This is a genomic window from Pseudomonas pharyngis, from assembly GCF_021602345.1.
Classification (GTDB): Bacteria; Pseudomonadota; Gammaproteobacteria; order Pseudomonadales; family Pseudomonadaceae; genus Aquipseudomonas; species Aquipseudomonas pharyngis.
On sequence record NZ_BQID01000014.1, the window covers coordinates 43,260 to 55,793 of the forward strand.

The window sequence follows — 12,534 nt, forward strand, 5'->3', positions numbered from 1 at the left end:
GGCCGTCTATCGGGCGCCCTGCTGGTATTCACGGGGCGTACACCCGAACTCTCGGCGAAACACCGTGTGCAGGTACTGCGCGGATTTGAAACCGCAACTGCGGGCAACGTCCGCAATCGCCGTGTCGGTTTTTTCCAGCCCGCGGGTGGCCGCCGCCAGTTTGAAACGCAGAATCTCGTCATGCACGCTGCAACCACGCACCGCACGAAAATGCGACTCCAGCGAGGAACGCGACACGCCGACATAAGCCGCCACTTGCGCGGTCTTGATGCCCTGGCAGGCATATTGGCGGATGAACAGCAGCGCCTGCATCACGTAGGGGTTGCCCAACGGTTGATGCAGGCTCGACACCTGCACGTTGATCGCTTCAGGCGGGATCAGGACATGCGCGCCCGTTGACGGTTTGCCGTGCAGCATCTGGTGCAGCAGTTGCGCGGCGGTGCGGCCCATGGTTTCGGTGCCCTGTATCACTGAACTCAGGGGCACTCGGGTCAGGCTGCGGGTCAGCGGGTCATTGTCGATGCCGATCAGCGCCACCTGCTCTGGCACGGCGATGCCGGCGGTCAGGCAGGCTTGCAGCAACTGCCGGGCGCGGGCGTCACTGACCGCGATGATGCCAATGGGCTTGGGCAGGCTTTGCAGCCAGGCGATCAACTGTTCGACGGCGCTGTCCCACAGCGGTGCACTGGTGCCCATGCCGCGATAGACCTCGGCGTGCAAGCCGTCCCGTTGCATCAATCGTAGAAAGGCTTTTTCGCGCTCCTGAGCCCAACGATTGGCCTGCGCCTCAGGCAGGCTGAAGCAGGCGAACCGTTGCAGCCCGGCCTCGACCAAGTGTTCGTAAGCCAGTGTGATCAGTGCGTTGTTGTCGGTGGCGACGTACGGGATTCCTTTCGGATAAGCCCGCTCATCCTGATAAGAACCACCCACCGCCACCACGGGCAGCTTGATATCGGCCAGCGCCTCGCCGATCAACGGGTCGTCGAAGTCGGCAATGATGCCGTCGCCCTGCCAGCGCTCGATGCCCTTCAAGCGGCAGAGAAAATCCTCTTCCAGAAACAGATCCCAAGACGCGCGCGTGCTGCTCAGGTAGTTGCCGATGCCGCTGATGATGCCGCGGTCATAGATCTTGCTCCCGTTGAACAACAGGGCGATACGGTGAACAGGCGGTACGGTTTTCATTGTTTTCAGGCTTGTTCCGGGCCCCTTGCCGTAGAGGCGGTCTGCACAGACTAGGCGCGCAGAGGGCGAATCTCAATACGCAAAATCGCACTGCGTGTTGGTGATTTTCGTAATCGGCAGGCACAGGGCCGTTGCTAGTATCGGGACACGCCCAAGAACAACAACCAAGAACAACAAGGACATTGCCAATGCCGTACTTCCCCGATGTCGACCGGATTCGCTACGAAGGTCCTGCCAGCGATTCTCCCCTTGCCTTCCGTCACTACGACGCCGACAAAATCATCCTCGGCAAGCCCATGCGCGAACACCTGCGCATGGCCGCCTGTTATTGGCACACCTTTGTCTGGCCGGGCTCCGACGTGTTCGGCGCAGGGACGTTCAAACGCCCGTGGCAACACGCCGGTGACCCGATGGAGCTGGCCATTGGCAAAGCGCAGGCCGCGTTCGAATTTTTCTCCAAGCTGGGTATCGACTACTACTGCTTTCACGACACGGATGTCGCCCCCGAAGGCCACTCGCTGAAGGAGTACCGCAACCACTTCGCCCAAATGGTCGATCACCTGGAACGCCATCAGGAAGAAAGCGGAATCAAGCTGCTGTGGGGCACCGCCAACTGCTTCAGCAATCCGCGCTTCGCCGCCGGCGCCGCCAGCAACCCGGATCCTGAAGTGTTCGCCTGCGCCGCGGCCCAGGTCTTCAGCGCCATGAACGCGACTCAACGCCTCAAGGGCTCCAACTATGTGTTGTGGGGCGGTCGCGAGGGCTACGAAACCCTGCTCAATACCGACTTGAAGCGCGAGCGCGAACAACTGGGTCGCTTCATGCGCATGGTGGTCGAGCACAAGTACAAGATCGGCTTCAAAGGTGACCTGCTGATCGAGCCCAAACCGCAGGAGCCGACCAAGCACCAGTACGATTACGACAGCGCCACGGTGTTCGGCTTTCTCCAGCAGTTCGGTCTGGAAAAGGAAATAAAGGTCAACATCGAAGCCAACCACGCGACCCTGGCCGGCCATAGTTTTCATCATGAGGTGGCGACGGCCGTCTCGCTGGGGATTTTCGGCAGCATCGACGCCAACCGGGGCGATCCGCAAAACGGCTGGGACACCGATCAATTCCCCAACAGCGTCGAGGAAATGACCCTGGTCACCTATGAAATCCTCAAGGCCGGCGGCTTCGGCAATGGCGGGTTCAACTTCGACTCCAAGGTGCGCCGCCAGAGCCTCGACGAGGTCGATCTGTTTCACGGCCACGTCGGTGCCATGGACGTCCTCGCCCTGTCGCTCGAGCGGGCCGCCGCCATGGTCCAGAACGATCAGCTTCAGCGGCTCAAGGACCAACGCTATGCCGGCTGGCAGCAGCCGTTCGGCCAGTCGGTTCTGGAAGGTGAGTTCAACCTCCAGACATTGGCCGAGCACGCCTTCGCCAACGAGCTGAACCCGCAGGCCGTCAGCGGGCGGCAGGAAATGCTCGAAAACGTCGTGAACCGGTTTATCTATCGCTGAACGCAAAACGGGAATGCAGGCGCTGTGACATTTGCGCGACAAATCTGTAGTCCGTTGCGTCAGCTGATTCTCTACAGTTCCACCAGCCCGATATTCATCGTCAGGCCGTGTCTTTCAAACAAAAATAAAAGGACGCACCACCATGAAGAACGTAAAACGCACGCTGTTTGCCGGCGCCCTGGCGTTGCTGTCGCTGCCGGTTATGGCCGACGCTGCCCACCCGAAAATCGGTTTCTCCATTGACGACCTGCGGCTGGAACGCTGGTCCCGTGACCGGGATTACTTCGTTGCGGCAGCGGAAAAAATGGACGCCAAGGTCTTCGTGCAGTCGGCCGATGCCAACGAGCAGAAGCAGATTTCGCAAATCGAAAACCTGATTTCCCGTGGCGTCGATGTCATCGTCATCGTGCCGTTCAACGCCACCGTGCTGACCAATGCGGTGGCCGAAGCGAAGAAAGCCGGGATCAAGGTCGTGTCCTATGACCGTCTGATACTCAACGCCGATATCGACGCCTACATTTCCTTCGATAACGAAAAGGTCGGCGAGATGCAGGCCAGCGGCGTACTGCACGCAGCGCCCAAGGGCAATTACTTCCTGCTGGGTGGTGCGCCCACCGACAACAACGCGAAAGTCCTGCGCGAAGGTCAGATGAAGGTGCTGCAACCGGCCATCGACAAGGGTGATATCAAGATCGTCGGCCAGCAATGGGTGAAGGAATGGAACCCGACCGAAGCGCTGAGCATTGTTGAGAACGCCCTGACCCGCAACGACAACAAAATCGACGGCATTGTCGCCTCCAACGACGCCACGGCGGGCGGCGCCATTCAGGCCCTGGCCGCTCAGCAACTGGCCGGCAAGGTGCCGATCTCCGGACAGGACGCGGACCTGGCAGCGGTCAAGCGGGTCATCGCCGGCACGCAAACCATGACGGTGTACAAGCCGCTGAAACTGATTGCCTCCGAAGCCGCCAAACTCTCGGTGCAACTGGCGCGTAACGAGAAACCTGTCTACAGCTCGCAGTACGACAATGGCAGCAAAAAAGTCGACACCATCCTGCTCACCCCGACCCCGTTGACCAAGGACAACATCGACCTGCTGGAACAGGACGGCTTCTACACCAAGGCGCAGATCGCTGGTCAGTAACCAAGGCATCAATCCCTGGTTATGCGAAACCTCTTGTGGGAGCGAGCCTGCTCGCGAAGACGGTGGTTCAGCCTGCATCACGATTGAATGTGCTGACGCCTTCGCGAGCAGGCTCGCTCCCACAAAGATCAGTGCCATGTGAGTCTTTGCTATGCGAGCCCTCTCCATGTCCGACTACCTGCTGCAAATGAACGGCATCGTCAAAACCTTCGGCGGTGTCAAAGCGCTCAACGGCATCGACCTCAAGGTCCGGCCGGGTGAGTGCGTCGGGCTGTGCGGCGAGAATGGCGCCGGCAAGTCCACGCTGATGAAAATCCTGTCTGCGGTTTATCCCCATGGCACCTGGGACGGTGAAATCCTCTGGGACGGTCAACCGCTCAAGGCGCAATCGATCAGCGAAACGGAAGCCGCCGGCATCGTCATCATTCACCAGGAACTGACGCTGGTTCCCGACCTGTCAGTGGCCGAAAACATTTTCATGGGCCATGAGCTGACGCTGCCGGGTGGGCGGATGAATTACCCGGCGATGATCCACCGCGCCGAAGCCCTGATGCGTGAACTGAAAGTGCCGGACATGAACGTTTCGCTGCCGGTTTCGCAGTACGGTGGCGGTTATCAGCAACTGGTGGAAATCGCCAAGGCGCTGAACAAACAGGCGCGCCTGCTGATCCTCGATGAACCTTCGTCGGCCCTGACCCGTTCGGAAATCGAGGTGCTGCTGGACATCATCCGCGACCTCAAGGCCAAGGGCGTCGCCTGCGTTTACATCTCGCACAAGCTCGATGAAGTGGCCGCCGTGTGTGACACCATTTCGGTGATCCGCGACGGTCAACACATCGCCACGACCGCCATGGAAAACATGGATATTCCACAGATCATCACCCAGATGGTCGGCCGGGAAATGAGCAACCTCTACCCCACCGAACCCCACGACATCGGCGAGGTGATTTTCGAGGCGCGCCACATCACCTGCTACGACGTCGACAACCCCAAACGCAAACGGGTCGACGACGTTTCCTTCAGCCTCAAACGCGGGGAAATCCTCGGCATCGCCGGGCTGGTCGGTGCCGGCCGCACGGAGCTGGTGACCGCGCTGTTCGGCGCCTACCCCGGTCGCCACGAAGGCGAAGTCTGGCTGGACGGCCAACTCATCGACACCTGCACGCCGCTCAAATCAATCCGCGCCGGCGTGTGCCTGGTGCCCGAGGACCGCAAGCGTCAGGGGATCATTCCCGACCTGGGTGTCGGCCAGAACATCACCCTGGCCGTGCTGGACAGTTTCTCGAAACTGACCCGCATCGACGCCGAAGCCGAACTGGGCAGCATCGATCGGGAAATTTCCCGCCTGCACCTCAAGACCGCGAGCCCGTTCCTGCCGATCACCAGCCTGTCCGGGGGCAATCAACAAAAAGCCGTGTTGGCGAAGATGCTGCTGACCCGGCCCCGGGTGCTGATTCTCGACGAGCCGACCCGAGGGGTGGACGTCGGCGCCAAGTATGAGATCTACAAGTTGATGGGGATGCTGGCCGCCGAAGGCGTGTCGATCATCATGGTGTCTTCGGAACTGGCCGAGGTGCTCGGCGTTTCCGACCGCGTCCTGGTCATCGGCGAAGGCCGGTTGCAGGGCGATTTCATCAACCATGAACTCACCCAGGAACAGGTGCTCGCCGCCGCACTCAGCCAGCCTGACAGCCATAACAATAAAGATCGGAAATCCGCGTAAATGAATCAGGTCAAACAACTTTTCACCCGCTACAAGATGCTCGCACTGGTGTTTGCCGTGGCGTTGATCTGGCTGTTCTTCAGTTGGCAGACCGAGGGCGGATTCCTGACACCACGCAACCTCTCCAACCTGCTGCGCCAGATGTCGATTACCGGGATTCTCGCCTGCGGCATGGTGCTGGTGATCATCAGCGGCGAGATCGATCTGTCGGTCGGCTCATTGCTGGGCCTGCTCGGTGGCGTGGCAGCCATTCTCGATGTTGTCTATCACATACCGCTGCTGGCGAATCTCAGTCTTGTGGTGGTGTGCGGATTGCTGATCGGCCTCGCCAACGGCTACATGGCGGCCTACCTGCGTATTCCGTCGTTCATCGTGGGGCTGGGGGGCATGCTGGCTTTTCGGGGGATTTTGCTGGGAATAACCGGCGGCACGACCATTGCGCCGGTGTCGCCGGAACTCGTCTACATCGGCCAGGGTTATCTGCCACATGCGGTTGGCGCAGGTCTGGGCATCCTGCTGTTCGCACTGACGTTGTTCCTGACCTGGAAACAACGGCGCAATCGCGCCCTTCACGGTCTGGCAGCGCATTCATTGGTGCGTGACGTGGCACGCGTGTTGCTGATCGGCGCGGTGCTGGCCGGTTTCGTCCAGACCCTCAACAGCTATGACGGCATTCCCGTGCCGGTCCTGCTTTTGCTGATCCTGCTGGGCGGCTTCAGTTACGTGACCAGCCAGACCGTGTTTGGCCGACGCGTGTATTCGGTGGGCAGCAACATGGAAGCGACGCGCCTGTCCGGTATCAATGTGCAGGCCGTGAAGCTGTGGATCTTCGGGATCATGGGCGTGATGTGCGCCCTCGCCGGCGTGGTCAATACCGCACGTCTGGCCGCCGGCTCACCCTCGGCCGGCAGCATGGGCGAACTCGACGCCATCGCCGCCTGCTTCATCGGCGGCACCTCGATGCGCGGCGGTTCCGGCACAGTCTACGGCGCCCTCCTCGGCGCCCTGGTCATCACCAGCCTGGACAACGGCATGTCCATGCTCGACGTCGACAGTTACTGGCAGATGATCGTCAAGGGCAGCATTCTGGTGTTGGCTGTCTGGGTGGATGTGAGTACGCGGACTGGGCGGCGTTGACAGGCTGCTGCCGTCACAGGCCTTTATCCGGAGCAGACCAAAGCCTAAATTAGCGTCCATGGCACCGGATCAAGTCGGTGCAATTTCATCGATAACCGAGGAAGTACAGATGGCACGCATTGTCAGGATTCATGAATACGGTGACGCGAGCGTCCTGAAACTGGAAAACGTCGACGTCCCGGCGCCCGCTGCGGACGAAGTGCAGATCGAGGTCAAAGCCTTTGGCCTGAATCGCGCCGAAGTGATGTTCCGCAACCACGCTTATCTGCAGGAAGCGGAGTTCCCCAGCCGTCTCGGCTACGAAGCCGCCGGTGTGGTGGTCGCGGTTGGCGCCAACGTCAGTGAATTCAAGATCGGTGATGCCGTCAGCCTGATTCCGCCGCTGGACATCGCGCGCTGGGGTACTTACGGCGAACTGGCCAACGTGCCCGCCCACCTCACCGTCAAACACCCGCAAAACCTGTCGTTTGAACAAGCGGCGGCGTCCTGGATGCAATACGTCACCGCGTGGGGTGCGCTAGTCGAACAGGCCAGATTGCAAAAGGACGATTTCGTGATCGTCACCGCCGCCTCCAGCAGCGTCGGCCTGGCAGCCTTCCAGATCGCGAAAATGGTCGGCGCCACCTCGATTGCCGTCACCCGCACCCGCGCCAAGAAACAGGCTTTGCTCGACGCCGGCGCCGCGCACGTGATCGTCAGCGATGAAGAAGACATGGTTGCAGCCGTCATGGCGCTGACCGACGGCAAAGGCGCACGGGTGGTGTTCGATCCGGTGGGCGGCCCGTCGTTCGAACCGCTGACCCAAAGCATGGCGCGCGGCGGCATCCTGCTGGAGTACGGTGCCCTGAGCCCTGAGCCAACGCCGTTCCCGCTGTTCACCGTGTTGGGAAAATGCCTGACCCTCAAGGGTTACCTCTACTCGGAGGTCGTCTCCGACCCGGCCACCCTGGCACGTGCCAAGACTTTCATCGGCGATGGGCTGGCGTCAGGTGCGCTGCAACCGATCATTGCCAGGACATTTGGTCTGGATGACATTCAGGAAGCGCATCGTTTTCTTGAGGCCAATCAGCAGGTCGGGAAAATTGTCGTCACGGTTTGAGTTGACGAGTCCCCTGCTCTTCTGTTTGCGGTAGAAACGACGAAAGCCTGCTTTGAAAAAAGCAGGCTTTCGTCTATCCGGCATCCGGTTATTTCTGATGCGCCGTCAGTGCGGCATAGCCGTTCATCAAGTTGCGGTAGTTCGGAATGCGCTGGGACAGCAGGTTGCCCAAGCCTTCGATGTCGTTGCGCCAGTCGCGGTGCAATTCGCAGGCCACCGAGAACCAGTTCATCATCTGCGCGCCGGCCTGGGTCATGCGATTCCATGCGGCTTGTTGCACGGTGGTGTTGAAGGTGCCGGAGGCGTCGGTCACCACGAACACGTCAAACCCTTCCGCCAGCGCCGACAAGGTCGGGAACGCTACGCACACATCGGTCACGACACCGGCAATGATGATCTGCTTGCGGCCGGTGGCCTTGATCGCCTTGACGAAGTCTTCGTTGTCCCAGGCGTTGATCTGGCCTGGACGGGCGATGTATGGCGCGTCCGGGAACATTTCCTTGAGTTCCGGCACCAGCGGGCCGTTCGGGCCTTGTTCAAAACTGGTGGTGAGGATGGTCGGCAATTCGAAGAATTTGGCCAGATCGGCCAGCGCCAGCACGTTGTTCTTGAACTCGTTTGGCGAGAAGTCCTGAACCAGAGAAATCAGGCCGGTCTGGTGGTCAACCAGCAGTACTACGGCGTCGTCTTTGTTCAGGCGGTTGTAGGTTGGAGTGCTCATGTGTGAATCCCTTTTTAGTTGTGGAAGTGCGTTTGCGTTCAAGATGGGCACAGATTACTGACTCGCCTGAAAGCGATAAATCGTCTGAAAAGCGTTTCACCGTCAACTCAAAACGGACAATTCGTTCAAACTGCCGGGCAGATCACACAGCCAGCCCGACCTTCCCCCCGATCCTTGTCATACTGTTCACTCGCTCACAACGACAGCCAGGGAATGTTGATGCCCGGACGCAACACGCAAGCGCCCACGCCAGATGAAAAACCGCGCGCGCCTCGCCAAGGCGTGAAGGCCGGCTCGACCTTTCGCCTGACCGTCAGTTTCATGCTGATGGTGGTCGTGGCTTTTCTGACCGTCGAGAGCTGGAGGACGTGGCGCGATTACCGTTCGGTGTTTGCTTCCGCACGCGATTCGGTGACCAACCTCGCCCGCGCCACGGCGCAACACGCCGAGGACACCATCCGCCAGGTCGATGTGCTGACCGCCGGGCTGGCCGAGCGGGTTGAAGGCGATGGGCTGCAGAACCTGGATGTGGCACGGATTCACAAGCTGCTCATCCAGCAGTCGAAAATCATGCCGCAGCTGCATGGCTTGTTCATCTACGGCCCGGACGGCCAGTGGATCGTGACCGACAAGGAGGTCACGCCCGAAACCGCCAACAACGCCGACCGCGATTATTTTCAGTACCACCGCACCCATGAAGACCGGCGCGTGCGCATCGGTCAGGTGGTGGAGAGCCGTTCCACCCACGACCTGATCATTCCGATCTCACGACGTTTGAACAATCCCGACGGCTCGTTCGCCGGTGTGCTATTGGGGACGGTCAAGGTCAGCTATTTTGTCGATTACTACGGTGACTTCCGCATCGATGACAAAGGCGCGCTGGTGCTGGCGATGCGCGACGGCACGATCCTCGTGCGCCGGCCGTTCATTGCTTCCGTAGTCGGCAAAAGCCTGGCGAACAGCGAGATCTTCAAGACCTACCTGCCCAACGCCAACCAGGGCATTGTCCAGATCAGGGCGGTGGTCGACGACACCGAGCGCCTTTATGGCTATCGCGCGCTGACCACCTACCCGCTGGTGGTCGAAGCCGGTTTGTCCCGTGACTCCATCATCGCGCCGTGGCGCCAGGACCTGCTGAAAAACGGCTTCGTGCTGGTGTTCCTGATTCTGGTGCTGGCCTGTTTCGGGCTTATCGTCCTGAGCCAGCTGCGTCAGCGGATGGCGATGGAACGGGAGATCCGTTCCGCGCACAAGACCATGCGCGACATGGCGCTGACCGACAGCCTCACAGGCCTCGGCAATCGCCGACGCCTGGACGCGGCGCTGACGGACGAGATTCGCCTGGCCCGGCGTCAGGGTTCGCCGCTGTCGTTGATCATGCTCGATGTCGACTACTTCAAGCGCTACAACGACCAGTACGGTCACGCTGCCGGCGACGACTGCCTGATCGCGGTCGGCGACGGTATCCGCAAAGCGCTCAAGCGGCCCTCAGACCTGGCCGTGCGCTACGGCGGCGAAGAGTTCACCGTGCTGTTGCCCAACACCGACAACGCCGGGGCGATTCAGGTGGCCGAAGACATTCTGCAGACCATTCGTTCACTGGAGCTTGAACATGCCGGGCATCCACTGGGATACGTCACCGCGAGTGCGGGGATCACCACGCGCTATCCGGTTGACGATGCGGTGACCCCGGCCACTTTGCTAAAATCCGCCGATACTTGTCTGTATCAGGCCAAGCAGCAAGGGCGGAATCGCTGGTGCTCGGCGCAGGCCTCCCGGCAAATCCAGCCGATTGCGGCGATGCCGCGGACGGATCGCTGAGTGTGACTAAAACCAGCCAATTCCAGCGTCCTTCACTCACATAAGCAGCGTCCTACAGCAGCCGTCCCTAACGCCTGATTACGTGGGCGCCCTCGCCTTCGATACCGTCTGCTGCCTGCTCCGGACAGAACACAGACGATGCGAAGAAAAGGCGTCTTTCCACTGGACCCCCCATAAGATCGACTCAAGCAACCAGGCACGAGAGGTGTCCATGAAACACAAGAAGCCAAAAGCTCAACCAGCGCTTGCTTCCAGACTTCGTGCCGAAGAGCCCGGTTTGCCCATCAGGGTTTCCGCTAGTCAGCCGCATTTTTTTGAAAGTAGCCGCAACGTGTGGCAAAGAAATGGAGCCTGATGGTTGGCTCGCCGGTTGCGGGAAGACACCGTAACGATTTATTTACCGGCTCAACCTTGGAATCGGCCCACACTCCCTCATATCAAGGAACATCTGCGACCCATTCGAGAGGAAGGACATGCCATGACCACTCAAACCGAAACTGCGATTCTCGCCGGCGGCTGCTTCTGGGGCATGCAGGATCTGTTGCGCCGCTACCCCGGCGTGCTGCAGACGCGGGTCGGTTACACCGGCGGCGATGTGCCGAACGCCACTTACCGCAATCATGGCAACCACGCCGAAGCCATCGAAATCGTCTTCGACCCCGCCGTGATCAGTTATCGGCAGATCCTCGAGTTCTTCTTCCAGATCCACGACCCCAGCACGCCCAACCGCCAGGGCAACGACCTCGGTCCGAGCTATCGTTCGGCGATCTATTACCTGAACGAGCAGCAACGCGATATCGCCGAAGACACTGCGGCCGACGTCGACGCATCAGGCCTGTGGCCAGGTCGTGTGGTTACCGAAATTGAACCGGCGGGGCCGTTCTGGGAAGCGGAGCCGGAGCATCAGGATTACCTCGAGCGCATTCCGAATGGCTACACCTGCCACTTCATTCGCCCGAACTGGAAGCTGCCGAAACGCGGTTGAGGTGCAGCGGGGTCGGTGCGCAACGCGGTGTTCGTCGCGTTGTGCCTGATCCCTTTCTTCGCCAGACATGTAATACGTAGACAACCTCCCAGCTTGATCTAGCCTTGAAGGACATCACGCGGGAGTAGAACACCATGCCCCTCGTTCCCCGAAACCTGCTCGTCCTGCTGACTCTTGTCTGCATGGCAGCGCAGGCTCAAGGCGCAGATCCGCTTCAGCCGCCAGCCATCCTTCCCCTGCCATCCGAATCGGCGCCGCAACTCATCGCCTACCCGCCGCTCCCCGAGCCGCTCGCGCGCGGCGTTGTCATCATTCAGTACCGAACCGAACACGCCCGGATCATGCCGGTGTTTGGCAAAGTGGCAGCGGATGTGTCACCTCGTCTCGGTCACCTGCATGTCACGGTCGACGACTGGAAAGGCACGTGGGCGCACACCAGTGAAGATCCGATCATCCTGGTGGGGCTGACACCGGGCAAACACAAGGTTCTGGTTGAAGTGGCGGACCCGACTCACCGGATTCTCACCCGTGCGACAGTGGATTTTGTCGTTCCCGAGAAAACGCCCTGAAGAGGCCATACATCGAATAGCGCCCATGCCATCCACGCTCATCAGCCTCGTCACCTGGCTTGCCCTTGTAACGCCTGCCCAGGCTGACACCTGCCCTGCCGGCGAAAAACAAGTGTGTCTCGACAGCTGCATTTGCCTGCCGGACCCGGGGCGACTGTCGGAAGGCCTCTTCCGGATCGCGGCTCCAGCTCTGGCCATGGGATTGACTCAGGCCCGCGCCGAAGCCGCCAGAACCGAGATCAAACCGATTCCCCCGCACATCCGGGAGCAACTGCTGCGCTGGTATGACCCCGGCGTCCTCGATGCCGTGCATTACAAGGTCACCAACGACGGCCAATACAACGCCGCCACGGCCATCCTGCAGAACCCGGATGTCGGTGCAGTGACGCTGATCGACATCATCCTGTTCCGCGACGCTGAAACCGCAGAACACAACGTCACGCTCTGGGCGCACGAACTGAAGCACGTGCAGCAGTTTCAGCAATGGGGAGTCGACGGGTTTGCGCAGCGCTACACGCAGGATTTCAATGCGGTCGAGGCACCGGCGTATGCGATACAGGGCGAAGTCAGACGTTGGCTGCGAGCCGAAGCCCGGTGATCGGACATCCCCTGCGTCCATGCCGGGGCCAGCCCCACCGTTCAAGCACC

Annotated in this window: 11 protein-coding genes; 9 read left to right on the plus strand and 2 right to left on the minus strand. The window is 60.4% G+C overall.

Annotated features, from left to right (window positions below; translation table 11 throughout):
• Positions 1 to 6: 6 nt before the first annotated feature.
• Positions 7 to 1,182 (minus strand): XylR family transcriptional regulator, encoded by a 1,176-nt coding sequence (locus L6D74_RS24100; protein ID WP_236190734.1) that lies wholly within the window; start codon positions 1,180 to 1,182, stop codon positions 7 to 9.
• A 188-nt stretch (positions 1,183 to 1,370) separates the two neighbouring features.
• On the opposite strand from L6D74_RS24100, the gene xylA reads away from it, so the two are divergent.
• The 5 genes from xylA (at position 1,371) to L6D74_RS24125 (ending at position 7,790) form a co-directional block, all read left to right on the plus strand.
• Complete coding sequence (xylA, locus tag L6D74_RS24105) at positions 1,371 to 2,687, plus strand: xylose isomerase (RefSeq protein WP_236190736.1); 1,317 nt, start codon at positions 1,371 to 1,373, stop codon at positions 2,685 to 2,687.
• Positions 2,688 to 2,829: 142 nt separating this feature from the next.
• Positions 2,830 to 3,831, plus strand: coding sequence for a D-xylose ABC transporter substrate-binding protein (gene xylF / locus L6D74_RS24110; RefSeq protein WP_236190738.1), 1,002 nt, complete (start codon positions 2,830 to 2,832; stop codon positions 3,829 to 3,831).
• A 166-nt stretch (positions 3,832 to 3,997) separates the two neighbouring features.
• The gene (gene xylG / locus L6D74_RS24115; RefSeq protein WP_236190739.1) at positions 3,998 to 5,554 is read left to right on the plus strand and encodes a D-xylose ABC transporter ATP-binding protein; all 1,557 of its coding nucleotides are present in this window, start codon (positions 3,998 to 4,000) and stop codon (positions 5,552 to 5,554) included.
• A complete protein-coding gene (locus L6D74_RS24120) occupies positions 5,555 to 6,691 on the plus strand; it encodes a sugar ABC transporter permease (RefSeq protein WP_085649129.1) in 1,137 nt (378 codons plus the stop codon). It begins immediately after the preceding gene.
• A gap of 109 nt (positions 6,692 to 6,800) precedes the next feature.
• A complete protein-coding gene (locus L6D74_RS24125) occupies positions 6,801 to 7,790 on the plus strand; it encodes a zinc-dependent alcohol dehydrogenase family protein (protein WP_236190740.1) in 990 nt (329 codons plus the stop codon).
• Positions 7,791 to 7,878: 88 nt separating this feature from the next.
• Here L6D74_RS24125 and ycaC read toward each other — a convergent pair whose 3' ends face one another.
• Positions 7,879 to 8,511, minus strand: a complete 633-nt coding sequence (gene ycaC, locus L6D74_RS24130; protein ID WP_007958138.1) for an isochorismate family cysteine hydrolase YcaC — start codon at positions 8,509 to 8,511, stop codon at positions 7,879 to 7,881.
• A 219-nt stretch (positions 8,512 to 8,730) separates the two neighbouring features.
• On the opposite strand from ycaC, the gene L6D74_RS24135 reads away from it, so the two are divergent.
• The 4 genes from L6D74_RS24135 to L6D74_RS24150 all read left to right on the plus strand — a co-directional run bounded on the left by L6D74_RS24135 (position 8,731) and on the right by L6D74_RS24150 (position 12,484).
• Positions 8,731 to 10,332, plus strand: coding sequence for a sensor domain-containing diguanylate cyclase (locus L6D74_RS24135; RefSeq protein WP_236190741.1), 1,602 nt, complete (start codon positions 8,731 to 8,733; stop codon positions 10,330 to 10,332).
• A gap of 478 nt (positions 10,333 to 10,810) precedes the next feature.
• Positions 10,811 to 11,317 carry a peptide-methionine (S)-S-oxide reductase MsrA gene (msrA, locus tag L6D74_RS24140; RefSeq protein WP_011333723.1) on the plus strand — a complete coding sequence of 169 codons (507 nt, stop codon included), beginning with the start codon at positions 10,811 to 10,813 and terminating at the stop codon, positions 11,315 to 11,317.
• Positions 11,318 to 11,451: 134 nt separating this feature from the next.
• Positions 11,452 to 11,886: a DUF6130 family protein gene (locus L6D74_RS24145; RefSeq protein ID WP_236190742.1), complete on the plus strand. Its 435-nt coding sequence runs from the start codon at positions 11,452 to 11,454 to the stop codon at positions 11,884 to 11,886.
• Positions 11,887 to 11,911: 25 nt separating this feature from the next.
• The gene (locus L6D74_RS24150; RefSeq protein ID WP_373874488.1) at positions 11,912 to 12,484 is read left to right on the plus strand and encodes an eCIS core domain-containing protein; all 573 of its coding nucleotides are present in this window, start codon (positions 11,912 to 11,914) and stop codon (positions 12,482 to 12,484) included.
• Positions 12,485 to 12,534: the final 50 nt, after the last annotated feature.

Coding starts and splice junctions, on each gene's coding strand:
- L6D74_RS24135 (WP_236190741.1), top strand. CDS start 8,731: ATGCCCGGACGCAACACGCAAGCGCCCACGCCAGATGAAAAACCGCGC.
- L6D74_RS24145 (WP_236190742.1), top strand. CDS start 11,452: ATGCCCCTCGTTCCCCGAAACCTGCTCGTCCTGCTGACTCTTGTCTGC.
- msrA (WP_011333723.1), top strand. CDS start 10,811: ATGACCACTCAAACCGAAACTGCGATTCTCGCCGGCGGCTGCTTCTGG.
- L6D74_RS24100 (WP_236190734.1), bottom strand. CDS start 1,182: ATGAAAACCGTACCGCCTGTTCACCGTATCGCCCTGTTGTTCAACGGG.
- L6D74_RS24125 (WP_236190740.1), top strand. CDS start 6,801: ATGGCACGCATTGTCAGGATTCATGAATACGGTGACGCGAGCGTCCTG.
- L6D74_RS24150 (WP_373874488.1), top strand. CDS start 11,912: ATGCCATCCACGCTCATCAGCCTCGTCACCTGGCTTGCCCTTGTAACG.
- xylF (WP_236190738.1), top strand. CDS start 2,830: ATGAAGAACGTAAAACGCACGCTGTTTGCCGGCGCCCTGGCGTTGCTG.
- xylG (WP_236190739.1), top strand. CDS start 3,998: ATGTCCGACTACCTGCTGCAAATGAACGGCATCGTCAAAACCTTCGGC.
- xylA (WP_236190736.1), top strand. CDS start 1,371: ATGCCGTACTTCCCCGATGTCGACCGGATTCGCTACGAAGGTCCTGCC.
- ycaC (WP_007958138.1), bottom strand. CDS start 8,511: ATGAGCACTCCAACCTACAACCGCCTGAACAAAGACGACGCCGTAGTA.
- L6D74_RS24120 (WP_085649129.1), top strand. CDS start 5,555: ATGAATCAGGTCAAACAACTTTTCACCCGCTACAAGATGCTCGCACTG.